Here is a 24,668-nt window from a genome sequence, read left to right on the forward strand (position 1 = left end):
GCTACTGGCGGCAAATCGGGGGCTTGTCGTGGGCCCGCGGCAGGGCTAGCGTGCAACCATGCATACCGTCTACCGCGCCGAAAACCTGTTCGACGCGCATCTGGTGAAGGATGCGCTGGAGCACGCGCAGATTCCCGCCTTCATCGCCGGCGAGTACCTCACCGGCGGGGTGGGCCAGCTGCCGGCGCTGGACTATCTCGCGGTGATGGTGCCCGATTCCAGTGTGGCGATCGCCGAGGGCATCGTGCGCGAGGTCGAGGCGCAACTGGCCGAGGCACGCGAGGCGATGCGCGAATTCGGCGATGGCGATGTGCCGGATGACCCGTTGACCGTGCCCTGCTGAGCAGGGCCGCCACCCACTCCCGCGTCTATGCGCCCATGCCGGCGGCCCATGCCGCGACCGGCCATCATGGAGAACACGATGCATGCTTTCGCCGGACTGATTCGCGCCGTGCCGGACTTCCCCAGGAGCGGCGTGCTGTTCCGCGACATCACCCCGCTCCTGGCCGATCCCCGCGGCTTCGCCGGGTGCATCGCCGCACTGGCTGCTCCGTGGCGGGAGGCCGGCGTGCAAGCGGTGTGCGGCATAGAGGCGCGCGGCTTCATCTTCGGCGCCGCGCTGGCGCAGGCACTGGGCGCCGGCTTCGTACCGTTGCGCAAGCCGGGCAAGCTGCCACCGCCGGTGCTGGCGGTGGACTACCAGCTGGAATATGGCAGCGACCGGTTGGAGGCGCGCAGCGATGCGCTGAAGCCCGGTGAGCGTGTGCTGCTGGTGGACGACGTGCTGGCCACCGGCGGTACCCTGGCTGCGGCGCAGGCGCTGATCTCGCGTTTCGGCGCCGAACTCGCGGGTGCCAGCGTGGTCATCGAGCTGGAGGCGTTGTGCGGACGTGGGCGCTGGAGCGGCGGTCAACCGCTGCACGCGCTGTTGCGTTACTGATCGCCATGCCGCCGGCACCGTGCCGGCGGCGTAGCGGGGGGCGTTGCGGATCATGATCGGCATCGATGCCTGGAAGCAGCGCATGCCTCGTCGCGACGAGGCCTTGCCGGGACGTGAGCGGACCGTGTTGCCGACGCAGGCGCATCACGTGCTCGGCCGTTCGTTGCTGGCGGCGGATCATCCCGGCATGGCGCGGATCTGGTTCGGTATGGGCTGCTTCTGGGGTGCCGAACGCAAGTTCTGGAGCCTGCCCGGCGTGCGGAGCACGGCAGCCGGCTACGCGGGCGGATATACGTCCAACCCCGCCTACCGCGAAGTGTGCAGCGGCATGACCGGGCACGCCGAGGTGGTACAAGTGATCCACGATCCGGCGCAGATCGGCCTGGACGAGCTGCTCAGGGTGTTCTGGGAGAGCCACGACCCTACCCAAGGCATGCGCCAGGGCAACGACATCGGCACGCAGTACCGCTCGGCGATCTACGCAGCCGACGTGACCCAGCTGGCCGCTGCCGAGGCTTCCGCCCGGCGCTATCAGACCGCGCTCGATCAAGCCGGGCTGGGCGCGATCACCACCGAGATCGCCCTGGCCGGGCCGTTCTACTACGCCGAGGACGAGCACCAGCAGTACCTGTCGAAACATCCGGACGGTTATTGCGGGTTGGGTGGCACAGGCGTGAGTTGCCCGGTCGGACCCGTGCCCAGGATCTGAGCCTCAGTCGAAATCCTCGACCAGCGTGCGGCATTGCTCGGGCGTCAGCGCTGCCTCGACCGGCATCGCCGGCAGGCTGCAGGCCAGCGTCACCGGTGTGCCCGCCTTCCACGCGGCGATGCGCGCCGCGTCGAACGGGAAGCGCAGGAAGTGCACCGCAGCGGTCTTTTCATCGTTGCTGCGCTCCATGTCTTCGTCGGCCACCGCGATGGCCGGAGAGTGGCCGCGCACGGTCAGCGCAATCCCGTGCTCGATGCCGCGCAGGCGTACCAGCTCATGCTTGCGTTCCTCCACGTCGTCGTACTCGATCAGCAGCGTGGCCTTGAGGTTGTCACCGTCCGGGATCAAGGGGTTGTAGGCATCCAGCTCGTCCTGGATGCCGGCGGGTTCGAAGATGCGCTCGATGCGCAGCATCTCCTGCACCTGGTACTGGATGCTCAGGCGATCCTCGAAGATCAGGGTGAGGTGCCCGCCCAGGTGCACGGTGCGCTGCTTCTTGTGTGCCATCACGCGGGCACGGAACCCGGCGCGTTCCAGCGCGTAGTTCTCCAGGCTGAGCAGGTCGCTGCGTTCGAGCTTGTCCATGGTTAGAGCCTGTTCATGATCTCCAAGCGCTCCGCGCCGGAAGCTGTTTGCGCGCAGGCCAAGGAAGAAGGAGGGCACGCGGGGAGAGTCCATGGATGGATTCGGCTTTCCTCGCTCCCCAAAGCCGAGCACATCCATGGGCTCTTTCCGCGTGGAGGAGCGAGGAAGGGTTGCCATCGAGTGGCCGCCATGCGGCAGCGTGCGGCTTGGCCTGACGGCCAGTCAGGCCGGCACCACGCCCTACCACCTGACGGCCACTCGATGACAACGCGGAGTGCTTGGAGATCATGAACAGGCTCTCAAATTCCGTAGGCCTTGCGCAGCAGGCTGAGCGGATGCTCGGCCGACGGTTTGTCATCGAGGCCGTGCGCGATATGGCCGCCGGCCATCGGGCAGTCGCTGGTGAAGTGCGCGGGTTCGGCCTGGGCGACGCGGCTTTCCACCGGCTTGGCCAGTTTGCGCGACAGCGCGTAGGTCTTGTGCTTCACGCCGTAGGTGCCGTCGTGGCCGGAGCAGCGCTCGATGGTGAGCACCTCGGTATCCGGTACCAGCTGCAGGATCTCGCGCGTCTTCGGGCCGATCTTCTGCACGCGCTGGTGGCAGGGTACTTGCCAGGCGACTTTGCCCAGCGAGGCCTGGAAGTCGGTCCTGAGCAGGCCGGCCCTGTGACGTTCGGCGAGGTATTCGAACGGATCGAAGAAGCGTTCGCGCACCAACGCCACATCGGCATCGTCGGGAAACATCAGCGGCAGCTCCTGCTTGAACATCAGCACGCAGGAGGGAATCGGCGCGGTGAAGTCCCAGCCTTCGCGTGCCATCTGCGCCAGCACCGAGAGGTTGCGCTCCTTGTACTTGCGCACCGTGTCCAGGTCGCCCAGCTCCAGCTTGGGCATGCCGCAGCAGCTTTCCCGCTCGACCAGCCGGTGCGGGATCGCGTTGTGCGCCAGCACCGCGGCGAGGTCTTCCACCACGCCCGGCTCGGAGTGGTCACAGTAACAGGTGGCGAAGATCGCCAGCTTGCCGCTTGTGCGGCCGGCAGGCCGCGCGTCGCCGGTGCCGTCGAGCTTTTTCAGCCGCTTGCGCGCCGTAGGCGCGTGGTATTCGGGCACGCGTGCCTCGGCATCCACACCCAGCGTCTTCTGCAGCAGCTTGCGTGCTGCCTTGTTGCGGTTGGCGGCGTTGACCACCTCGACCACCACCGGGATCGATGCGAGCTTGCCCACCGCACGGGTGTTGGAGAGGATCCTTGCCGACAGTGGCGCGTCATGCTCGCGAAACTCGACCGCCTTGGCACGCAGCATCAGGTGCGGGAAATCCACGTTCCACGGGTGCGGCGGCGTGTACGGACACTTGGTCTGGTAGCAGAGGTCGCACAGGTAGCACTGCTCGACCACCTTGGGGTAGTCGGCCTTGGCCACGCCGTCGATCTCCATCGTGGTCGACTCGTCGATCAGGTCGAACAGGGTGGGGAAGGCGTGGCACAGGCTCACGCAGCGGCGGCAGCCGTGGCAGATGTTGAACACGCGCTCCAGTTCCGCGTCGAGCGCGGCCCGGTCCCAGAACGCGGGATCGTCCTGCCCCAGCGGGTGCCGGGTGGGCGCCTCGAGGTTGCCTTCGCGGTTGCTGTCGACCGGTTCCGACATGGGCATCTCTGTGGACACCGTGGCGCGGTGACCATGACGTTGCGACGGCCCTGCCGGCAGCCTGAAGGCTGCCGGCAGGCGGCTCAGCCCAGTTCGCCCAGCGCCTTGGTGAAGCGGTTGGCGTGCGAACGCTCGGCCTTGGCGAGCGTCTCGAACCAGTCGGCGACTTCGTCGAAGCCTTCCTCGCGCGCGGTCTTGGCCATGCCCGGGTACATGTCGGTGTACTCGTGGGTCTCGCCGGCGATCGCGCTCTTCAGGTTGGCATGGGTCTCGCCGAACGGCAGGCCGGTGGCCGGGTCGCCGCACTGTTCGAGGTACTCCAAATGACCGTGGGCGTGGCCGGTCTCGCCTTCGGCGGTGGAGCGGAACACGGCGGAAACGTCGTTGTAACCCTCCACGTCTGCCTTGCCGGCGAAGTAGAGGTAGCGACGGTTGGCCATGGATTCGCCGGCAAACGCGTCTTTCAGACTCTGCTCGGTCTTCGAGCCTTTCAGCTTGCTCATGACATCACCTCGTGGCGTCGGGCTGGGAGGGCAATGCGGGAGCGGCCTGGCGGTCGCGACCTACCGAGCCTAGCGCTGCGGCGGGTTTCGTTGAAATTGATTGTGCTTATCAGGACGATCGTTGCCGGCTATCGCGCCGCGGCTTGGCGCGCGCGTTCGCGGCCGGAGCCGGCATGACCGCATCGTGCGGATCGAGCAGGCCCTTCGGCAGCTCGCAGAACACGCCGGCGAGCTGCCTGAGGAAGCCGCCCATCGCCGAGCTCTTGCGCCACAGCATCGCGATGCGCCGGCTGGGCGGATGGCTGCCGCGGAATTCGACTAGCTGCACGTTCGGTGCCTGCGCCACCGGCGGCTTCACCGCCAGCGTGGGCAGCAGGGTGATGCCCACGTCGGCGGCCACCATCTGGCGCAGCGTCTCCAGGCTGGTGGCGCGGAAGCCGCTCTTCTCGCCCGCGCCGGCGAGGTGGCAGACCTCCAGCGCCTGGTCGCGCAGGCAGTGGCCGTCCTCCAGTAGCAGCAGGCTCTGGTCGCCGAGGTCGGCCAGCTTCAGCGAGGGGCGCTTCGCCAGCGGATGCGATTGCGGCACCGCCAGCAGGAACGGTTCCTCGAACAGGAATTCCGCGTGCAGGCTGTCGTCGTGGACCGGCAGGGCGAGGATGCCGGCGTCGAGCCGGCCTTCGCGCAGGCGGCGCAGCACTTCCTCGGTCTTCTCCTCCACCAGCAAGAGTTCCAGCCGCGGGAAGCGCTTGCGCACTAGCGGCACCACGTGCGGCAGCAGGTAGGGGCCGAGCGTGGGGAAGATGCCCAGCCGCACCGTGCCGGATTCGGGATCGAGCGTGCGCCGCGCGATGCCCTTGATCTGCTCCACCTCGTTCAGCACGTCGCGCGCACGCGCCACGATCTCGCGGCCCACGTCGGTGAGCAGCACCTTGCGCGGCGTGCGTTCCACCAGCGCCACGCCCAGTTCTTCCTCCAGCTTCTTGATCTGGGTAGACAGCGTGGGTTGGCTGACGAAGCAGGCCTCCGCCGCGCGGCCGAAATGGCGCTGCTCGGCGAGGGCCACCAGATAGTGCAGGTCGCGCAGGTTCATGGCATGCTCACCGATAGATCGAGTCTATGAAGGGCATGTTAACCATTGGCAAGGTATGTGCAAGCACCGGGTGATCGGCCACCGCAGCCATGTCTTATGGCACTGTGTGCAAAGTCATGCGCCACCTAGCGTGGGGAGTCCTGTACCTATCCGGGGAAACCGCCATGCGTCGCCATATCCGTCCATTCCTGCTCACCGCGCTGGCCGCCAGCTGCGGTCTGGCGTTCGCCGCCGGCGCCGACCAGGCACCCGAGGGGCGCCTGCCGTCCTGGGCGGTGCCGCAGTCCTACCAGATCGCGTTCAAGGTGGATCCGGCGCAGACCGATTTCTCCGGCACCACCACGATCAAGGTGAAACTTGCCCAGGCTTCCGATCACGTGTGGCTGGATGGCGCCGAGCTGAAAGTGTCGAAGGTGACGGTCACCGACGCCAGGGGCCATGCGCACGAGGCGAAGTACGTGGATGCGGACCCGAAGGCCGGCGTGGTGCGCGTGGACTTCGGCAGCACGCTGCAGCCCGGCGAGATCACGCTGAAGTTCGACTACACCGCGCCGCTCAACGCGCAGCTGCAGGGCCTCTACAAGGTCACCGCCAAGGGGCAGCCCTACGCGATGACGCAGATGGAGCCGATCAGCGCGCGCTTCGCGTTCCCGAGCTTCGACGAGCCGGGCTTCAAGACGCCGTTCGACATCTCCATCACCTTGCCTGAGAAGGACGTGGCGGTGGCGAACACGCAGCAGATGAGCGAGAAGCCCGCCGGCAAGGGTTGGAAGACGGTGACCTTCGCGCAGACCCTGCCGCTGCCCACCTACCTGGTGGCCTTCGCCGTCGGCCCGTGGGACATCACGCCGACCGCAGAAATCTCGCCCGACGCCTACCGCAGCAAGCCGCTGCCGCTGCGCGGCATCGCCGCCGCCGGCGAGGCGCACCGCATGAGCCACGTGATCTCCGAGACGCCGAGCATCATCCATGCATTGGAGAACTACTACGGCTTCGGCTACCCGTGGGACAAGCTGGACGTGCTCGCCGCGCCGGACTTCTCCGCCGGCGCGATGGAGAACGCGGGCCTGGTCACCTTCCGCGACTGGCTGCTGCTGCTCGACAAGGATTCGCCGGCACGCAACGTGCGCGGCTCGTTCAACGTCACCGCGCACGAGCTGGCCCACCAGTGGACCGGCGACACCGTGACGCTGGCCTGGTGGAACGACATCTGGCTCAACGAGGCCTTCGCCACCTGGATGCAGGAGAAGGTCACCGAGGAAGTCCACCCCGAGTACCGCGCCGACCTCGACCGCGTGCGCGGCGCGCAAGGCGCGATGGCCAACGACAGCCTGGTCAGCGCGCGCAAGATCCGCCAGCCGATCACCGGCAACGGCGACATCGAGACCGCCTTCGACGGTATCACCTACCAGAAGGGTGCCTCGGTGATCGGCATGTTCGAGAACTACGTGGGCGAGCAGACCTTCCAGAAGGGCATGCGCGCCTACATCCAGGCGCACAAGTTCGGCAACGCGGACGCGGACGACCTGGTCGGCGCGATCGCCACCGCGGCGGGCAAGGGCGACGCGTTCAAGCACGCGTTCAAGAGCTTCCTCGACCAGTCGGGCGTGCCCTACGTGCAAACGAAGCTGGAGCACAAGAATGGCCAGACCGTGCTGGAGCTGAAGCAGAGCCGCTACCTGCCGCTGGGCAGCCGCGGCGACAGCCAGCGCATCTGGGGCGTGCCGGTGTGCGTGCGCTACGGCACCGCCGACGGCAGCAAGGTGACTTGCGACATGCTGGACAAGGCCACCGGCTCGATGGTGCTCGCGGGCGCCAGCAACCCGACCTGGGTGATGCCGAACGCGAACGCCGCCGGCTACTACCGCTTCAGCCTCGACAAGAGCGAGCTTGCCGCACTGGTGAAGGAAGTCGCCAAGCTCAGCGACGCCGAGCAGCTCGCGTATGCCGATGCGATCGGTGCCAGCTTCCAGCACGGAGACCTCGATGCCGGCCAGGTGCTCGCCGCGCTGCAGCCGCTCACCGAATCCAGGACGCCCCAGGTGTTCACCGCCCCGCTGGGACATGTGAGCTGGATCTATCACCACGTGGCGAAGACCGACGCCCAGCGCGCCCGTGTCGCGGACTGGGTGAAGGCCGCCTACCTGCCGAAGCTCGAATCGCTGGGCTACCAGCGCAAGCCGGGCGAGTCGGAGGACGATTCCCTGCTGCGCAGCACGCTCGCCAGTGCGCTGGCCTTCGACTACAAGCTGCCCGCGGTGCGTGCAGCCTTGCTCCAGCAGGGCGAGGCGGCGCTGAAGAAGAACGCCGCCGGTCGCCTCGACCTCGCCGCTGCCAACCCCGACCTGCTCGGCGACGCGCTGGGCGTGGCCGTGCAGACGCAGGGCAAGGGGGCGGTGGATGCGCTGATCGCCGAGCTGCCGCAGACCAGCGACCCGGCGCTGCGCAACGGCATCCTGGGCGGCCTGGCCGGCGTCGAGGACCCCGCACTCACCGAGCAGGTGCGCGACTTCGCGCTGAGCAAGCCGGTCAAGGTGGGCGAGATGGCCTCGCTGCTGCGTGCCGGCCGAGACACCGAAGCCCAGCGCGATGCGATGTGGACCTGGTTCACCGGCCACTACCCGCAGATCCTCAAGCGCACCGGCAGCTTCGCCGGCGGTTACCTGCCGATGCTGGCCGCGGGTGGCGGCTGCTCTACCGCCGAGGCGCAGCGCCTGCAGGCGTTCTTCAAGCCGCGCATGGACGACGCCGCCGGCATCGCCCGCGGCCTGGCGCAGACCACCGAGTCGATCGAGCTGTGCTCGGCGCTGCAGGCCAAACAAGATCCGGCCTCGATCCTGCGCTGACCATCCCGTCAGCTGGACCGACAAGCCCCGCTTTGGCGGGGCTTGTCGTTTTCGGGCGTGGCCCGCCGTGTCGTAGCATGGGCGCACAATCCGACGCACCGGCATCGCACACAGGGGGACTGATGGTCGAGCTGGAAATCCAGGCGCTCGCGCTGCAACGCGAGGGCCTGCTCATCGAAGTCGGCCGGTTGGCCGGCAGCTGCGGTTTCACCCTGGTGCGGCAGCGCCTGGTGCAGGACCCGCACGGCATCCTGCTGACCATGGTGGTGCGCGGTTCGTGGTTCAGGAAGCGGGCGCTGCGAACAGCGCTGGAGGGTTGCGAGCGCCTGACCAGCTTCGAGCTCGGATCCTTCGTGGAGGGCGAGTCGCGCCCGCATTTCGCCGCCACGCGCAAGGTCGCCAGCGGCTACGTGCCGCCGCCGGCACCGTCGCCCGCGCCGGTCGCCGCGTCGACGGAGGAAGCCGTCGACGAATGTGTGGCGGAAGCGGGCGCGGATACAGCGGCGCCACCCGCCGAGACTGTGGCGGAGGCGTCATCGCCGGAATCGTTCGAGGATTTCGCGCCGATCCAACCGCGCACGCCGCCACCCGCCCCCAAGCCGGCAGAGCCGGTGTCTGCGCCGTTCGTCGAAGTGGCGGCGCTGGAAGCGGATGTGGCGGCGGTCGAGCAGGCGCTGGCCGCGCTGGAACACGACTACCCGCGCATCGTGCCGCGCCTGCTGGCGCTGGCGTGCACCGTCGCCGCCGGTGCGCGCGAATCCACGCTGCAACTGGCGGGGCAGCGCGTAGGTGCGTGGCTGTTCGCGCGCGAGTACGCCCTGGACACCGGACTGGACCTGGATGCGGCGCTCGCCGCCATCGGCGTGCCCGCGCTGCACGCGTTCGCCGAGGTCGACTTGCAGGGGAGGCAGCTGCATATTCGGCACAGCCCGTTGTGCACCGAAGACGGCCGCTCAGGCTGCGGTTTCTTCAGCGGCATGCTGGAAGGCCTGCTGGGTCCGGCTATTGCGCCGGGAGGCTTGTCGACCTTTCCTGTCTGCTGCAGCAGCTGCGGCGCAGACGAATGCGTGCTGGCGGTTTCGGAGTGAAGTCCGGCAACGTATGCGCAAGCCGGATGCGACGGATGTGTCGGACTCCGGGCGCCGTCGCTGCCCGGGCATCGCGTAGACTGCGACAATGACCACGGTGCGCCAATCGCTGCACGAATCCACGGCAAGCCTGGGCGAGCGCGCCGACGCCGAGGCCCTCCTGCTGCACGTGCTGGGCAGGTCGCGGAGCTGGTTGGTCGCCCACGCTGGCGATGCCTTGCCGGTTGAGGCGCAACAGGCATTCGCGGCGTTGGTCGCGCGCCGCGAAGCCGGTGAGCCGGTGGCCTATCTCACAGGGCGGCGCGGCTTCTGGACGCTGGAGCTGGAGGTCACGCCGGCCACCTTGATCCCGCGCCCGGAGACCGAACTGCTGGTGGAACTGGCGCTGGAGCGCCTGCCGCGCGATGCCGTGGCCCACGTGGCCGATCTCGGCACCGGCAGCGGTGCGATCGCACTGGCGATCGCCAGCGAGCGCACGCGCGCACGCGTGCTGGCCACGGATGCGAGCGCGGACGCACTGGCGGTGGCGCGCCGCAACGCGCAGCGGCTGGGGACCGACAACGTGCGTTTCGTCCAGGGCGACTGGCTGGCGCCGCTGGCGGGCGAACGTTTTGCGCTGATTGTTTCCAACCCGCCGTACATCGAGGCAGCCGATCCGCATCTCGCTCGGGGCGACTTGCGCTACGAGCCGGCCACGGCGTTGGCGTCAGGCGCGGATGGCCTGGACGACATCCGCCGCATCGTCACCGGGGCGCCCGCGTATCTCGAAGCCGGCGGCTGGCTATTGTTCGAGCACGGCTGGAACCAGGGCGACGTCGCCCGCGCGCTGCTGCGCGCGGCGGGTTATGCGCAGGTGTTTACCGCGCAGGATCTGGAAGCGCGCGACCGGGTGAGCGGCGGAAGAAAAGCCGGCGACTGATCCTGGACGAGTGCGGCCTGGATCTGAAGTGGCGCCGCGTGTCCTGATGCGTCGATCGACGTCGACAGCGCGCAGACAGCAAAGAAAGCGAGCGGTGCGATCCGGGCTCCTCGTGTTTCAACGCGAAGATCGCGCCATGAGAAAAGCCGCCGTCCCCGGCACGCACCGGGGACGGCGGCTTTCGCGATTCCCGGGGGACGGCGAATCACGAGGCGTGGCGGCCTTCGTCAGAGTGGCCGGCGGCGCCCGAAGATCAACGACACGATGAACAGGATGATGAAGACGACGAACAGGATCTTGGCGATGCTCGCGGCGAGGCCGGCGATGCCGAAAAATCCGAAGAAGCCGGCGACCAGCGCGATGACCAGAAAGACTATTGCGTAATAGAGCATGATTTTCTCCCGTGGCCCGTCATGCGGATTTCGGTGCCGCAATCGTGGATTTATGCCCGTTCATGCTGCAACTTGAGAGGCTTTGTGGTGGGTGGCCGAGGATCACCTTCCTCTCCAGCACCGCGAAGTGGATGGTTGCAATCACAGGCCGGAATTGAAGTCCCGCAGCTGCTTCATCGCTTCGTCCCTGGCAATGCCGTAGCGTTCCTGCAGTTTTCCGACGAGATACTCGGCGTTGCCGTCGGCCACACCGATGTCGTCATCGGTCAGCTTGCTCCAGCGGGATTTGAGCTTGCCATGGAGCTGTTTCCACTGGCCCTTCAGCTTGTCTTCGTTCATCAGGATTCTCCATGTTGGGAAGTGGGTCGCTTCACCTTCAGGCCCGAGGCGTCGACGCTCTGCACGCCCTTGATGCTCTTGGCCGCGGCCACCGCCTTGTTCACTGCGATCTTGGTGGGAAGCACGCCGGTGAGGGTGACTACGCCATCGACGGTGCTGACGGAAACTTCGCTGCTGGAGACTCCCTTGGTGGTTGCCAGCTCGGTTTTCACCTTGGTGGTGATCCAGGTATCGCTGCCGGCCTGGCCCAGATTGGTGGAGTGGTCGCTGGCCGGCCTGTCTTGCGCTTGTGCCATGCCGGCGAACGAGCCCATGGCAGTGGCCACTGCAAAAGCCATGACTGACAGGGTGACTGAGGTTTTCATGATGACCTCCCATCTCGAAAGTGGATTTTCCGACGGCGCGGAAAGCGGCGGCATATGCCGTTTGCGATGTGATGCCGCAGGCATCGGAACCGCTTTGCGAATGTCTCGTTTCGCGACCGATTTGCGTGCGCAGCGAAACGGTACGGCTCCACTGATAGAGGGCGGAGGGTTAGGTGAGGGTGAATTATTCGTCGAGTGAATCAAGCGGCATTCATGCGCGAAAGGCCCATCGGGATCGGTGTCAGGCGTGCATGACATTTGAATGCGGTCTGTTGTTGAGGCTCGTTGCCGTGCCACTGCACGGACCGGCACCGCCACAGTGGCGGCCTGTGCGGCGCCCCCGTATTCGGGTTGTCCGTGTCTGGTAGCCGGGCTTGGCTGCGGGGCCGGAGTGCATGCGGGGGCATGTCGGGACAGGCGGCTCTCCGTGGGCGACGCGGACGCGATGACCGGGCGCAACACGGCCGCCGATGGGCGCGAGGCCACGCCGTGCTCCGACACTGGCGAAGCGTCGGCAGTGTCGATAACTGCGTCGTGACTCGCCGGGCTTCTAGCCCGCGCTGGCGAGGCTGCCGCCGGACAGCTGCGGGAAGCGCGCGTGGATCGCGTGGCGGATGCCGGGCAGGTCGAGGCCGGCCATGGTGAGCACTTCCTCGCGGCTGCCGTGTTCCAGATAGACGTCTGGAAGGCCGAGGTGGAGGATGGATTTGACGATGCCGTGCGCGGCGAGGCACTCGGCCACGGCGGAGCCGGCGCCGCCGGCGATCGCGTTGTCTTCCAGCGTCACAAAGGCGTCGTGGGTCCTGGCCAGCTCCACTAGCAGCGCCTCGTCCAGCGGCTTCACGAAGCGCATGTTGACCAGGGTGGCATCGAGCTCGCCGGCGATCACCGCGGCGGGTGCCAGCATCGCGCCGAAGCTGAGCAGGGCCAGGCCGCGGCCGCGTCGGCGCAGCTCGGCCCTGCCGATCGGCAGGGTGTCGAGTTCCTGCCGGATGGCGATGCCGGGACCGGTGCCGCGCGGATAGCGGATCGCGGCGGGGCCGGCGTACCGGAAGCCGGTGCTGAGCATCTGCCGGCACTCGTTCTCGTCGGCCGGCGCCATGATCAGCATGTTCGGCAGGCAGCGCAGAAACGACAGGTCGAAGCTGCCCGCATGGGTGGCGCCGTCCGGGCCGACCACGCCGGCGCGGTCGATCGCGAAGGTGACGTCGAGGTTCTGCAGCGCCACATCGTGGATCGCCTGGTCGTAGGCGCGCTGCAGGAAGGTGGAATAGATCGCCACCACGGGCTTGGCGCCTTCACACGCCATGCCGGCGGCCAGCGTCACCGCGTGCTGCTCGGCGATGGCCACGTCGAAGTAGCGCTCCGGGTATTCCTTCGAGAAGCGCACCAGGCCGGAGCCTTCGCGCATCGCGGGCGTGATGCCCAGCAGACGCTCGTCGGCGGCGGCCTGGTCGCACAGCCAGTCGCTGAAGATGTCGGTGTAGGTGGGTTTGGCGGGCGCGGCCTTCTTCACCAGGCCGGCCTCGGGGTCGAACGGACCCACCGCGTGGTATTCGATCTGCGCCTGCTCGGCGGGGGCGTAGCCCTTGCCCTTGGTGGTGATCACGTGCAGCAGCTGCGGGCCCGGCAGGTTCTTCACCGTGCGCAGCGCGGCCAGCAGCTGCGGGATGTTGTGGCCGTCGATCGGGCCGGTGTAGTGGAAGCCCAGTTCCTCGAACAGCGTGGAAGGCACGAACATGCCTTTGGCGTGCTCCTCCCAGCGCTTGAAGAAGCGGCCGGCGAAGGACTGCTTGGGGATCGCCCGCTTGGCCCGCTCGCGCACCGCGTTCAAGCGGCGGCTGGCCAGCGCGCGCGACATCACCTTGGTCAGCGCGCCGACGTTCTCGCTGATCGACATGCCGTTGTCGTTGAACACCACCAGCATGTCCGGTTCCACGTCGCCGCCGTGGTTCAGCGCCTCGAAGGCCATGCCGGCGGTCATCGCGCCGTCGCCGATCACCGCCACCACCTTGCGCGCGTCGCCCTTGCGCTGGTTGGCGATGGCCATGCCCAGCGCGGCGGAGATCGAGGTGGATGAATGGCCCACGCCGAAGGTGTCGTACTCGCTTTCCTCGCGGCGCGGGAACGGGGCGAGGCCGTCCTTCTTCTTGATCGTGGTGATGCGGTCGCGGCGGCCGGTGAGGATCTTGTGCGGGTAGCACTGGTGGCCCACGTCCCACACCAGGCGATCGGTGGGCGTGTCGAACTCGTGGTGCAGCGCCACGGTAAGCTCCACCACGCCCAGTCCCGCACCAAAGTGGCCGCCCGAACTGGCCACGGACTCGATCAGGTACTGGCGCAGCTCGTCGGCGACGGCAGGCAGTTCCTCGTCGGGAACGCGACGCAGGTCGGCGGGCGCCTCGATGGTTGCCAGGTGGGGGTAGCGAGCAGGATCTTTCATCCGCATATTGTTGAACCAGCGGACGGGCGGAGCAAGGGCGGCGGTCTGGCGGCGCCGGGGCGGTCGGCTACGGAGCGGTTCAGCTGAGCGCCTGGCGCCGGTCGCGCGGCAGGTGGCTGACCAGGAATTCCATCTGGTCGGCCAGGATGTTGCGGTTGGACAGGATCAGGTGCTCCACCCAGCTCGGCCGGTAGGGCACGGCCAGCAGCGGCATGTGCGCCTGCTGCGGGGTGCGGCTGCCTTTCCTGAGATTGCAGGCGAGGCAGGCGCTGACCACGTTCTCCCACTCGTCGCGGCCGCCCTTCGACACCGGCTGCACGTGGTCGCGGGTCAGCTCGCCGCGATTGAAATGCTCGCCGCAGTACAGGCACAGGTGGCGGTCGCGGGCGAACAGCGCGCTATTGGTGAGCGCGGGGGCGGGATCGATCGCATGCTCGTGGCAGTGGCCGGTGCTGGCCACGATGGGATGCAGCTCAAGCAGGCTCTGCACACCCAGCGCACGGTTGTGGCCGCCGTGCACCGTGAGGCAGGGATCGCCCAGCGTCCATGCCACCGCGTCGCGCACATAGAGGCACACGGCATCCTGCCAGCTGATCCAGTCCAGGATGCGGCCGGCGGCGTCCAGTGACAGCACGCGGGTCGAACAGAGGTCGGCCCGGTTCGTGACTTCCATCAGCATGCGGTTCGTCCTTCCTCACCAGAAAGAGCGCTGCGGCCATGCAACGGTGCTCGGATGCACCGCAGCATAGAACAAAACTTGAAGAGTGCGGCCATGGATGGCCGCCCGTGTGATCCTGCGATCAGGGACGATCGCAAAAGTACAGCTATTTCTTTGCGGTCAAGCAGATAGGTCTTGCACGTGGAGATTCGCGGACGGACGCGGGCGCTGATATAGTGATCGTTCATCTGTAGACCCGACGCCGGGTTTGGGAGGGGAAGCCGCTGGTGGCAACCCCGGCACGGCGGGGCAGAGGTAAATGACGTGGCTGAAGTTCTTTTCTACGAGCGCCCGGTGCCGCTCAACCGCAACGAGCACAAGGATCTGCGCCTGAAGCCGATCCCGAACATGAAGTTCGCGCTGGATGCGCATTCGGTGCCGCTCACCGGGGTGGAGTTCGGCCTGGCCGCGCGTGACCTGCCGATCGTGTTCGCCGGCAATGACATGGCCTCTGCCGGTCCGGTGGCGCTGCTGGGCTTGCGCCAGAACGAGAACCTGTTCGTCGACGCCCAGGGCCAGTGGGCGCCGAACGTCTACGTCCCCGCTTTCGTGCGCCGCTATCCGTTCGTGCTGGCCGAGAAGCCGGCCGGCCAGGAGGGCGACGACTTCGCCGTGTTCCTCGACGAGGGCTACGAGGGCTTCAACACCGCCGAAGGCGATCGCCTGTTCAACGAGGACGGCAGCGACACCGAAATGCTGACCCGCGCCGTGGGTTTCCTCGGCGAGTTCCAGCAGCACGTGGCGCGCACCCGCTGGTTCATGGACCAGCTGCGCAAGCACGGCCTGCTGGAGCCGCGCAACCTCAGCATGCGCAAGGGCGCGCCCGACAACCCGGATGGCCATGTGATCAACCTCAACGGCCTGTTCGTGGTCAACGAGGAGAAGCTGCGCCAACTGGACGAGAAGACCGCCCAGGAGTTCCTGCGCGAAGGTGTTGCCGGCTGGATCTACGCGCACCTGATCTCGATGAACAACCTCGACCGTCTGGGCCAGCGCCTAGGCGAGCGCGAGGACAGCGAAGCGGGCGCCCCCAGGAACTGAGGCTGCCCAGGCGCCATGCGCGCCTGAAAGGAAAGCGCCGCGACGGGTGACTGTCGCGGCGTTTGCTTTTGCGATCGTCCTTGATCGCGAAGATCAAACGGGCGGCCATCCATGACCGCACTTTTCAACTCTTTTGCGATCGTCCTTGATCGCGAAGATCAAATGGGCGGCCATCCATGGCCGTACTTTTCAATTGTCGGGATCAGTTCGCCGCCACCGGCAACGCGATGTAGCTGGCTTCGCCAGGCGAGTGGTAGATGCGCTGTTCGGCTTTCACGTAGTCCGACGGCCTGGCCTCGAAGATGCTGGGCACGAAGGTCTGCGGATTGCGGTCGTACAGCGGGAACCAGCTCGATTGCACCTGCACCATGATGCGGTGGCCGGGCAGGAACACGTGGTTGGTGGCGGGCAGGTCGAAGCGGTAGGCCAGCGGCTGGTTGGATGCGAGCGGTTCGGGTTTGTCCCAGCCGTTGCGGTAGCGGCCGCGGAAGATGTCCATCGCCACCGCGAGCTGGTAGCCGCCCATGTCGGGTTGTTCGGCCACCTGGTCGGGATAGACGTCGATCAGCTTCACCACCCAGTCGCTGTCGGTGCCGCTGGTGGAGGCCACCAGGTGCACCACCGGCACGCCGGTGATGGCCAGTGGTTTGTCCAGTGGCGCCGTCTCGTAGGTCAGCACGTCGGTGCGGCCGGAGGCTTCGCGCTGGTCGTCCACCAGCCATTCGGACCAGGTGAGGCCGTTGTCGTAGCCGATCGGCTGGATCGGCCGCGCGCGGAACGGCACCGGGTGCGCGGGGTCGGAGACGTATTCGTCGTAGGCGCTGCCGCCCGCGGGTGCGTCGAAGCCGAGTCGCATGCCGGGTTCCAGGTACAGCGCGCGGTCCTTGTCGGGGCAGCCGCTGGCGCAGGCCAGCGGCCAGCGATCCAGCCGCTGCCAGCGGTCGGTGCCGGTCTGGAAGGCGGTGACCGGTGCAAGGTTCGCCTTCGGCGCGCCATCCTTGAGGTACTGCGCCAGGAACGGCCGAAGGATGTGCTCGCGGAAGTACTTCGCGGTGTCGCTGCCGAAGCGGATCGCGCCCAGCGAGCTGCCTTCCTCGATCTCCTGGCCGTGATGCCAGGGGCCTATCACCAGCTTCACCATGTCGCCGCTGGTGTCCTTCGGCTTGATCGCGCGATAGACGGCCAGCGCACCGTAGATGTCCTCCTGGTCCCACAGGCTGTGCACCAGCATCACCGGCACGGTGAGTGGCTGCGCGGCGAGCACCTTGTCCACCGCCTGCTGCTGCCAGAACGCGTCGTAGGCGGGGTGGGCGAGGATCTTGTTCCAGAAACCGAGCTGCTGCATGCCGTAGGCCTCGCCCAGCGCGCCGGCGGAGCCGTAGTGCATGAACAGGTCGTACTCGTCGTGGTAATCCGTCCACCACTTGTACTTGTTGTCGCGGCTGGCCTCCTGCTCGTAGATGTAGCTCATGTTCTGTTCGCGGAAGGCGCCGTGGTGGAACCAGTCGTCGCCCATCCAGCCATCCACCATCGGGTTCATCGGCACCGCCGCCTTCAGCGCGGGATGCGGATGCACCAGTGACATCAGCGGCTCGAAACCGTCGTAGGAGATGCCGATGGTGGCGACGCGCCCGTTCGATTCCGGGATGTGCTTCACCAGCCAGTCGATGGTGTCGTACGTGTCGGTGGCATCGTCCACCGGGGTGGGATTGAGCGGGCCGTGCACCGGCCGGTTCATCACGTAGTCGCCCTCGGAGCCGTACTTGCCGCGGATGTCCTGGATCACGCGGATGTAGCCGTCCTCCGCGATCACATCGGCGGCGTTGTCGTAGCCCTGCAGCAGCGGCTCAAGGTGGCCGCTCATGAAGTTGTGGGTGAGCTGGTGGGCGTCGTAGGGCGTGCGCGTGAGCACGATGCCGGCATGCTTCGCGCCTTTCGGAATCAGGATCACGGTGTTGAGCTTCACGCCGTCGCGCATCGGGATCATCACGTCGCGCTCGACGTAGTCGAAGCTGGCGGTGGCCGGCTTGAAGCTGGCCGGCGTCTCGCTGGGGTAGTCCGGGTATTTCGCCTGGGGCGCATCCATGGCCGGCACGGCGCCGGCGGCGGCGAGCAGGAAGGCGAGCAGCGCGGTATTCAGCCGCGCAGCGATACGGCGTGAGGTCATGGCGATCGGTTCCCCTGAAGGAAGTGGCCGATCCAGCTTACCGCGGTGCGGTCGCAGGCAGCCATGATAAGAAAGCCCTAAGCGCCCCCCGGCAAGCTGTAACGATGACCTTCGACGTGCGTTCGCGCCCATCCATCCGTGCCACGTTGCTCGCCACGGCGACGCTGCTGTGCGGCTGCGCCACGTATCACCCCCTGCCGCTGGGCAAGGGCGAAGGCGCCGCCAGTGCCGCGCAGCTCAGCGTGCCGGCCAGTGCGATGCCGCTGCCGGAACTGGCCACGCATCGTTTCGATCCCGCCGATGGCCTGGACGTCACCGAGGTGGCGATGCTGGCCGTGGCGAACAGCCCCGACCTCAAGCTGCAGCGCGATGCGCTGGGCATCGCCCGGGCGCAGGCCTTCGCCGCGGGCCTGCTGCCCGATCCACAGCTGAGTTTCGGCGAGGATTTCCCGCAGGATTCCGGCGACGGCGCCACCACGGCCTACAACTTCGGCATCAGCGAAGACGTGAGCGCCTTGCTGCTGCGTTCTTCGCGCAGGCACGAGGCGAACGCGCAGGCCGAACAGGTGAATCTCGACCTGCTGTGGGCAGAGTGGCAGACCATCGCGCAGGCGCGCCTGCTGTTCGACCAGGTGCAGAGCCTGCGTGCCCAGCAGACCGAACTCGACGCCGAGCAACAGGCGCTGGCACCGGTGGACAAGGCGGTGCAGGCGGCACTCAACGCCGGCAACCTCGATTACGACGGCGCCAGCGCGGGACTCAACGCGATGGCCGATGCGCGCCAGCGCGCGGCCGACAATGCCGTGGCCCTGCACCAGGCCGAAAGCGACCTGCACCAGTTGCTGGGTCTTGCGCCCGGCGCGCCGCTGGATCTGGTGGGCGCGCCTTACCATGCCGATCCCGACGCCGCGCAGCTGCAGGCGGCGCTGGCCGACCTGCCGCGGCGGCGGCCCGACCTGTTGGCGCTGCAGGCGGGTTACCGCGCGCAGGAGGCGAGGCTGCGCGGCGCCATCCTCGCCCAGTTTCCCGCGATCACGCTGGGCCTCGATCACGCACGCGACAACACCGGCATCAAGTCCAGCGGCTTCAGCCTCGGCATCACCCTGCCGCTGTTCGACCGCAACCGCGGCAACATCGCGATCGAGAAGGCCACCCGCCAGCAGTTGAAGGACGACTACGCGGCACGCCTGCTGGCCACGCGCAACGACATGCAGCGCCTTGCGGCCGACCTGCAGACGCTGGACGCGCGGCAGGCGACGCAGGTCGCGCATGCGCGGCGGCTCGATGCGGCGCGCAGCGCCGCCGAACGGGCGTGGCGGCAAGGCCTGCTCGACTGGCCCACGTATCTGTCGATACGCAGCAACGCGCTGGCTGCCGACACCGACCTGATCGCGCTCAAGCAGGCGCGATCCACCGCCGCGATCGCGCTGGAGGCCCTGCTCGGTCGCACGGATTTCGTCATGCAACGGACGTCCAAACCATGAAACAGACCATGCTCGCGCGCTGTGCCGCGCTGGCCGTCGCGGCCTTGCTGCTGGCCGCCTGCGGCAAGGGCGGCGGCGACGATGACACCTCCGGCGACGCCAGGGGTGTAGCGCAGGTCACCACGGCGATGCCGGTGCAGCGCAGCTTCCACGACAGCGTGGCGGCCTGGGGCAGCGCGGTGGCCGATCCGCATCACGCGCGGGCGATCAGCCTCGGCCATGGCGGCCAGGTGGTCGCGTTGCAGGTGAGCGCGGGACAGACGGTCAAGCGTGGCCAGCCGCTGCTCGCGGTCGCGCCCGACCCGGCGGCGCGCAGCGCCTGGCAGCAGGCGCAGACGGCGCTGGCCCTGGCCAGCGGCGAGCTGCAACGCACCGGGCAGATGGCCGCGCAGCACCTGGCCACGCAGTCGCAGGTCGCCACGGCGCGCAAGGCGCTGGCCGATGCGCAGGCCGCGCTGGCGGCGCAGCGCGCGCTTGGCGGCGGCGCGGCGCAGGAGACCGTGGCCGCGCCGGACGACGGTGTGGTCACCACGCTGTCGGTGGGGCTGGGCGACCGTTTCGCCGCGAACGTGCCGCTGCTGGGTTTCATGCCCGCCCATGCGCTGATCGCCGAGTTGGGAGTCCAGCCCGACGCCGGCACGCAGCTGCGCGTCGGCATGCCCGTGCAGTTGCATGGCGTGTACGGCGACGGCAAGGCGTTCGAGGGCAAGCTCAGCATGGTGGGACGCGCGATCGATCCGCAGACCCATCTGCTGCCGGTGCAGGCCGAGATTCCCGCCGCTGCCGATGCCACGCTGGTGGCTGGCGCCGCGTTGCAGGCCAGCATCCAGAGCGATGACTACACCGCCTGGGCGGTGCCGCGCGCCGCCGTGCTGCATGACGGGCAGGGCGATTACCTGTACCAGCTCGACCAGGGCAAGGCGCATCGCGTGGACGTGCAGCTGCGCCAGCCGGCTGGCGACACCGTAGGCGTGCTCGGCAGACTCGATGCGAAGCTGCCGGTGATCGTGCAGGGTGCCTACGAAGTAGACGATGGCGACGCTGTGCGCCAAGGCGATAGCCAGGCCGATAGCGAGCCCAAGCCGTGACTGCCGCACCGATGACAGTCACCCGCTGGATGCACCGGCACCGGCGTTCGCTGCTGTTCCTCGCCTTCATCCTCGCCATCGGCGGCATCGCCAGCGCATTCAACTTGCCGGTCTCGCTGTTCCCCAACGTCTCGTTCCCGCGCGTGCGGGTGACGCTGGATGCCGGCGACCAGCCCGCCGACCAGATGGTGGTGAGCGTCACCCGGCCGGTGGAGGAGGCGATCCGCCGCGTGCGCGGCGTGCGCGAGGTGCGCTCCACCACCAGCCGCGGCAGCGCCGAGATCAACATCGGCTTCGACTGGGGCGCGGACATGGGGCGCGCCCTGCTCGACGTCGACGCCGCGATCGGCGAGGCGCTGCCCAACCTGCCGCCCGGCCTGAACGTGGAAGCGATCCGGCTCGATCCCACGGTGTTCCCGATACTCGCCTACAGCCTGCGTTCCGACACGCTCACGCCTACCCAGCTGCATGACATCGCCGAGTTCCAGCTGCGCCCGCTGCTGTCCGGCGTCACCGGCGTGGCCCAGGTGGACGTGCAGGGCGGCGACGTGGCCGAGTTCCACGTGGACGTGGACGCGGCGAAGCTGCGCGCGCAAGGCCTGACGCTCGCCGACCTCGATCACGCGGTGGCGAGCGCCGCCACCATCCAGTCGATGGGCCGGCTGCAGGATCACTACAAGCTCTACCTGCTGCTGGCGGACAACCAGCCGGCCACCGCCGCGGCGCTGGGCGACATCGTGCTGCGCGCCGACGCGCACGGCGTGCTGCGCCTCAGGGACGTGGCCACGGTGGGCATGAGCCACGAGCCGCAATGGGTGCGCACCACCGCCGACGGCCACGATGCGGTGCTGATGCAGGTGTTCCAGCAGCCCGACGGCAACAGCGTGCAGATCGCCCGCGACGTGAAGCAGCGCCTGGCCGACTACCAGCAGCAGGCGCCGCAAGGCCTGCACATCGCCAACTGGTACGACCAGACCCAGCTGGTGCTGGGCGCGGCCGGCAGCGTACGCGACGCGATCCTGATCGGCATCGTGCTGGCGGGATTGGTGCTGTTCGTGTTCCTGCGCAACGCGCGGGTGATCCTGGTGGCGCTGATCGTGGTGCCGGCCACGCTGGCCGTCACCGTGCTGCTGCTCGACCTGCTGCACATGAGTTTCAACATGATGACGCTGGGCGGCATGGCGGCCGCGGTGGGCCTGCTGATCGACGACGTGATCGTGATGCTGGAGCACATCATGCGCCGGCTGCGCGACGGCGCCGGGCCGGGCACGCCGTCCAGAATCAGTGAGCGCATCGCGGGCGCGGCGTGGGAGTTCACCCGCCCGCTCACCGGCTCCAGCGCGGCCACGGTGGTGATCTTCCTGCCACTGGCCTTCCTCACCGGCGTCACCGGCGCGTTCTTCAAGGCGCTGTCGCTGACCATGGCCAGCGCGCTGGTGATCTCGTACCTGCTGACCTGGGTGGCGGTGCCGCTGCTGGCCGAGTGGCTGATCGACGAACGCCATGCGGCGGAGCATCCGCCTGGTCGCTTTTCGCAGCGGATGCTCGCCGGTTACGAGCGCACGCTGGGGCGGCTGCTGCAACGGCCCGTGCTGATCCTGCTCGGCGTGATCCCGTTGCTGCTGGTGGGCGTGCTGGCCTACCGCCAGGTGGGCAGCGGCTTCATGCCGGACATGGACGAGGGCGGCTTCACGCTCGACTACCTGTCGCCGCCCGGCACCTCGCTGGACGAGACCGACCGCCTGCTGCAGCAGGTCGAGCGGATCATCCGCGCCAATCCCTGGGTGGACACCTATTCGCGGCGCACCGGCCTGCAGCTCGGCGGCGGCCTCACCGAGCCGAACACCGGTGACTTCTTCGTGCGCCTGAAGAACGGCGCACGCCCTTCCACCGCCGATGTGATGGAGCAGATCCGCGAGCAGATCGCGGCCCAGGTGCCGGGGCTGGACGTGGACGTGGCGCAGTTGATGGAAGACCTGATCGGCGACCTCACCGAGGTGCCGCAGCCGATCGAGATCAAGCTCTACGGCGATGACGAGGCGCAGCTGGCCGCCACCGCGAAGAAGGTGGCCGCGGCAATCGCCAAGGTCAACGGCGTGGCCGAAGTGCACAACGGCATCAACCCCGCGGGCGACGCGTTGGACGTGCGCGTCGACCCGGTCAAGGCCGGCCTCTACGGGCTCGACCCGGTGGCGGTGGCGCAGCAGGTCTCGGATGCGGTGGCCGGCAACGTGGCCGCGCAACTGCCGCAGGGACCGAAGATGATAGGCGTGCGCGTGTGGCTGCCGCCGGCTTCGCGCGCGCAGCTGGAGCAGTTGCAGGCTCTGCCGATCCGCACCGCCGACGGTCACGTGGTGCCGCTGTCCGGACTCGCCACGATCCAGGCGGTGCAGGGGCAGCCGGAAATCGATCGCGACAACCTCAAGCGCATGGTGGCGGTGACCGCGCGCATCGTGGGCCGCGACCTCGGTTCCACCGTGGCCGACGTGAAGCAGGTATTGGCCAGACCGGGCCTGCTGCCGGCGAGCATGTACCACGAGCTGGGCGGCCTGTACGCGCAGCAGCAGATGGCCTTCCACGACCTCGGCATCGTGATGCTGGCGGCGATCGCGCTGGTGTTCACGCTGCTGCTGTTCCTCTACGAGAGTTTCCGCGTGGCGCTGGCGATCATGGTGGCGCCGCTGCTGGCCCTGGCGGCGGTGTTCGTGGGGCTGTGGGTCACCGGCATCGAGCTCAACATCTCGGCGATGATGGGCATGACAATGATCGTGGGCATCGTCACCGAGCTGGCGATCTTCTACTTCACCGAGGCGACCGAGGCCGAGCAGCGCATGCCGCTGCACGATGCGCTGCGCTATGCCGGCCATCACCGCATGCGGCCGATCCTGATGTCCACCATCGCCGCGATCCTCACCCTGCTGCCGCTGGCCCTGGCGGTCGGCCAGGGCTCGCAGATGCAGCAGCCGCTGGCGGTGGCGATCATCGCCGGCATGCTGGTGCAGGTGCCGCTGGTGCTGCTGGTGATGCCCGTGATCTACGCAGTTCTGCGTAAATCACCGAAGAGGCCGCCGCCCGGGAGCGCTGAACCCTTCGGTATCACCGGACGCTGAACAGCGCGAACCCGCTGGCACGTCCGCGCCCTCTCCCGCTCGCGGACGCGGGGAAGGGCCATGGCTGGTCCTGTTTTCCTCGCTCCCCAGAGCCGAGTACATCCCTGTGCTCTCTCCGCGTGGAGGGGCGAGGAAGAGGGTTGGGGAGAGGGCACAACCTCGCGTGTTCCTCATCGAAACGGCACTGCAGCGTCTGCCACTCCATGAAATACTCCAGCCACCCCACCGCAGAGTCCGTCCATGTCCCACCACGGCAGCTGCCACTGCGGACGCATCGCGTTCGACGTCGAAGGCGGGTTCGATGCGGCGGTGGAGTGCAATTGCTCGCACTGCAGCCGCAAGGGCTATCTGCTGTGGTTTGTGCCGCGCGAGCGCCTGCACGTGCATACGCCGGAAACGGACATGGCGAGCTACCGCTTCAACAAGCACGTGATCGATCATCGCTTCTGCCCGCATTGCGGCTGCGCACCGTACGGCCTGGGCATCGGCCCGGACGGCAAGCCGATGGCGGCGATCAATGTGCGCTGCCTCGATGGCGTGGCGCTGGACACGCTCAAGCGCGTGCCGTTTGACGGTCGGAAGCTCTGACGTCCGGAAGCTTTCAACGCACCGGCTTTGCCAGCCGCAAAAGATCCGCGCTGAAGCCCGCCGCCTCGTACACCTTGCGCGCGCGCTCGTTGCCGGGGAATACCGCCAGCGTCACCAACTTGCACTGATGCTCGCGCGCCCACTGCTCGGCGTGCGCCAGCAACGCCTTGCCCACGCCGCGGCCCTCGTGTGCCGGCACCACGGCGAGATCGGAGATATGGCAGTTGCTGCGGCCGTTGAAGAAATCCTCGGTGCGCTGCAGATGGATGAAACCCACCCGCGTACCGTCGGCATCCTCGGCCACGAACAGGTAACTGTTCGCCGGCTGGTCCTCCAGGTGACGCAGCAGGTCGTCGCGGATACCCTCGATGCATTCGTGCCGGCGTCGCCATGCGGGCAGCGGGAAGTCCACGAAACGAGGCACCAGGGAAAGGATGAAGTCGTCGTCGTCTTCGGCCAGACGGACCAGCAGGGACAAGTCGCTCATGATCGTCATGGGTGCGGAAATCTCCGTCGGTTCTACACCGTCGCGGCGCGCGGTGGAAGTGCGCCGCACCGGCCGGCGGCATCGCAGCTATAGTGCGGCCTTCGTGCGCCGCCGCCAGGATGC

At 67.8% G+C, this 24,668-nt stretch carries 22 protein-coding genes; 11 read left to right on the plus strand and 11 right to left on the minus strand.

Translation table 11 applies throughout. From position 1 onward, the window contains the following. The first annotated feature begins 58 nt into the window (after positions 1-58). The 3 genes from ABQJ54_RS11585 to msrA all read left to right on the plus strand — a co-directional run bounded on the left by ABQJ54_RS11585 (position 59) and on the right by msrA (position 1,649). Positions 59-343, plus strand: coding sequence for a putative signal transducing protein (locus tag ABQJ54_RS11585; RefSeq protein WP_367854466.1), 285 nt, complete (start codon positions 59-61; stop codon positions 341-343). Between the two features lie 78 nt (positions 344-421). After that, complete coding sequence (locus ABQJ54_RS11590; RefSeq protein ID WP_367854467.1) at positions 422-940, plus strand: adenine phosphoribosyltransferase; 519 nt, start codon at positions 422-424, stop codon at positions 938-940. A gap of 52 nt (positions 941-992) precedes the next feature. Next, the gene (msrA, locus tag ABQJ54_RS11595; protein WP_367854468.1) at positions 993-1,649 is read left to right on the plus strand and encodes a peptide-methionine (S)-S-oxide reductase MsrA; all 657 of its coding nucleotides are present in this window, start codon (positions 993-995) and stop codon (positions 1,647-1,649) included. A gap of 3 nt (positions 1,650-1,652) precedes the next feature. On the opposite strand, the gene ABQJ54_RS11600 is transcribed toward msrA, so the two are convergent. From ABQJ54_RS11600 to oxyR, 4 genes are all read right to left on the minus strand, one after another. Next, on the minus strand, positions 1,653-2,234 hold the full coding sequence (locus ABQJ54_RS11600; RefSeq protein ID WP_367854469.1) for a DUF3501 family protein: 582 nt from the start codon (positions 2,232-2,234) through the stop codon (positions 1,653-1,655). Positions 2,235-2,533: 299 nt separating this feature from the next. Continuing rightward, complete coding sequence (locus tag ABQJ54_RS11605) at positions 2,534-3,877, minus strand: heterodisulfide reductase-related iron-sulfur binding cluster (RefSeq protein WP_367854470.1); 1,344 nt, start codon at positions 3,875-3,877, stop codon at positions 2,534-2,536. An 83-nt stretch (positions 3,878-3,960) separates the two neighbouring features. Then, entirely contained in the window at positions 3,961-4,380 is a 420-nt protein-coding gene (locus tag ABQJ54_RS11610) for a rubrerythrin family protein (RefSeq protein WP_367854471.1), read from the minus strand. A 109-nt stretch (positions 4,381-4,489) separates the two neighbouring features. Further along, positions 4,490-5,470 carry a DNA-binding transcriptional regulator OxyR gene (gene oxyR, locus ABQJ54_RS11615; RefSeq protein ID WP_367854472.1) on the minus strand — a complete coding sequence of 327 codons (981 nt, stop codon included), beginning with the start codon at positions 5,468-5,470 and terminating at the stop codon, positions 4,490-4,492. 164 nt (positions 5,471-5,634) lie between these two features. On the opposite strand from oxyR, the gene ABQJ54_RS11620 reads away from it, so the two are divergent. The 3 genes from ABQJ54_RS11620 (at position 5,635) to prmC (ending at position 10,323) form a co-directional block, all read left to right on the plus strand. Further along, positions 5,635-8,316: a M1 family metallopeptidase gene (locus ABQJ54_RS11620; protein ID WP_367854473.1), complete on the plus strand. Its 2,682-nt coding sequence runs from the start codon at positions 5,635-5,637 to the stop codon at positions 8,314-8,316. 77 nt (positions 8,317-8,393) lie between these two features. After that, positions 8,394-9,404, plus strand: coding sequence for a hypothetical protein (locus tag ABQJ54_RS11625; RefSeq protein WP_367854474.1), 1,011 nt, complete (start codon positions 8,394-8,396; stop codon positions 9,402-9,404). An 88-nt stretch (positions 9,405-9,492) separates the two neighbouring features. Next, entirely contained in the window at positions 9,493-10,323 is an 831-nt protein-coding gene (prmC, locus tag ABQJ54_RS11630) for a peptide chain release factor N(5)-glutamine methyltransferase (protein WP_367854475.1), read from the plus strand. Positions 10,324-10,550: 227 nt separating this feature from the next. On the opposite strand, the gene ABQJ54_RS11635 is transcribed toward prmC, so the two are convergent. From ABQJ54_RS11635 to ABQJ54_RS11655, 5 genes are all read right to left on the minus strand, one after another. Then, positions 10,551-10,715 (minus strand): DUF1328 domain-containing protein, encoded by a 165-nt coding sequence (locus ABQJ54_RS11635; RefSeq protein WP_367854476.1) that lies wholly within the window; start codon positions 10,713-10,715, stop codon positions 10,551-10,553. A 141-nt stretch (positions 10,716-10,856) separates the two neighbouring features. Beyond that, positions 10,857-11,054 carry a CsbD family protein gene (locus tag ABQJ54_RS11640; RefSeq protein WP_367854477.1) on the minus strand — a complete coding sequence of 66 codons (198 nt, stop codon included), beginning with the start codon at positions 11,052-11,054 and terminating at the stop codon, positions 10,857-10,859. Continuing rightward, positions 11,054-11,419 carry a BON domain-containing protein gene (locus ABQJ54_RS11645; RefSeq protein ID WP_367854478.1) on the minus strand — a complete coding sequence of 122 codons (366 nt, stop codon included), beginning with the start codon at positions 11,417-11,419 and terminating at the stop codon, positions 11,054-11,056. The genes ABQJ54_RS11640 and ABQJ54_RS11645 overlap by 1 nt, the downstream gene beginning before the upstream one ends. Before the next feature lie 550 nt (positions 11,420-11,969). Next, positions 11,970-13,862, minus strand: coding sequence for a 1-deoxy-D-xylulose-5-phosphate synthase (gene dxs, locus ABQJ54_RS11650; protein WP_367854479.1), 1,893 nt, complete (start codon positions 13,860-13,862; stop codon positions 11,970-11,972). A gap of 79 nt (positions 13,863-13,941) precedes the next feature. Then, complete coding sequence (locus ABQJ54_RS11655) at positions 13,942-14,541, minus strand: HNH endonuclease (protein WP_367854480.1); 600 nt, start codon at positions 14,539-14,541, stop codon at positions 13,942-13,944. Between the two features lie 303 nt (positions 14,542-14,844). Here ABQJ54_RS11655 and ABQJ54_RS11660 point away from each other — a divergent pair, with 303 nt between their 5' ends. After that, complete coding sequence (locus ABQJ54_RS11660) at positions 14,845-15,621, plus strand: SapC family protein (protein WP_367854481.1); 777 nt, start codon at positions 14,845-14,847, stop codon at positions 15,619-15,621. A gap of 202 nt (positions 15,622-15,823) precedes the next feature. Here the strand turns inward: ABQJ54_RS11660 and ABQJ54_RS11665 are convergent, their stop codons facing one another. Continuing rightward, the gene (locus ABQJ54_RS11665) at positions 15,824-17,788 is read right to left on the minus strand and encodes a CocE/NonD family hydrolase (RefSeq protein WP_367854482.1); all 1,965 of its coding nucleotides are present in this window, start codon (positions 17,786-17,788) and stop codon (positions 15,824-15,826) included. A gap of 104 nt (positions 17,789-17,892) precedes the next feature. On the opposite strand from ABQJ54_RS11665, the gene ABQJ54_RS11670 reads away from it, so the two are divergent. The 4 genes from ABQJ54_RS11670 (at position 17,893) to ABQJ54_RS11685 (ending at position 24,058) form a co-directional block, all read left to right on the plus strand. Continuing rightward, positions 17,893-19,272 carry a TolC family protein gene (locus ABQJ54_RS11670; RefSeq protein WP_367854483.1) on the plus strand — a complete coding sequence of 460 codons (1,380 nt, stop codon included), beginning with the start codon at positions 17,893-17,895 and terminating at the stop codon, positions 19,270-19,272. After that, the gene (locus ABQJ54_RS11675; RefSeq protein WP_367854484.1) at positions 19,269-20,360 is read left to right on the plus strand and encodes an efflux RND transporter periplasmic adaptor subunit; all 1,092 of its coding nucleotides are present in this window, start codon (positions 19,269-19,271) and stop codon (positions 20,358-20,360) included. Before ABQJ54_RS11670 ends, ABQJ54_RS11675 begins: the two co-directional genes overlap by 4 nt. Positions 20,361-20,371: 11 nt before the next feature. Then, on the plus strand, positions 20,372-23,470 hold the full coding sequence (locus ABQJ54_RS11680; protein ID WP_367854899.1) for an efflux RND transporter permease subunit: 3,099 nt from the start codon (positions 20,372-20,374) through the stop codon (positions 23,468-23,470). Between the two features lie 240 nt (positions 23,471-23,710). Beyond that, entirely contained in the window at positions 23,711-24,058 is a 348-nt protein-coding gene (locus ABQJ54_RS11685) for a GFA family protein (RefSeq protein ID WP_367854485.1), read from the plus strand. 13 nt (positions 24,059-24,071) lie between these two features. Here the strand turns inward: ABQJ54_RS11685 and ABQJ54_RS11690 are convergent, their stop codons facing one another. Further along, the gene (locus tag ABQJ54_RS11690; RefSeq protein WP_367854486.1) at positions 24,072-24,545 is read right to left on the minus strand and encodes a GNAT family N-acetyltransferase; all 474 of its coding nucleotides are present in this window, start codon (positions 24,543-24,545) and stop codon (positions 24,072-24,074) included. Positions 24,546-24,668 lie beyond the last annotated feature (123 nt).

Source organism: Rhodanobacter lycopersici (assembly GCF_040812335.1).
GTDB classification, from domain to species: domain Bacteria; phylum Pseudomonadota; class Gammaproteobacteria; order Xanthomonadales; family Rhodanobacteraceae; genus Rhodanobacter_A; species Rhodanobacter_A lycopersici.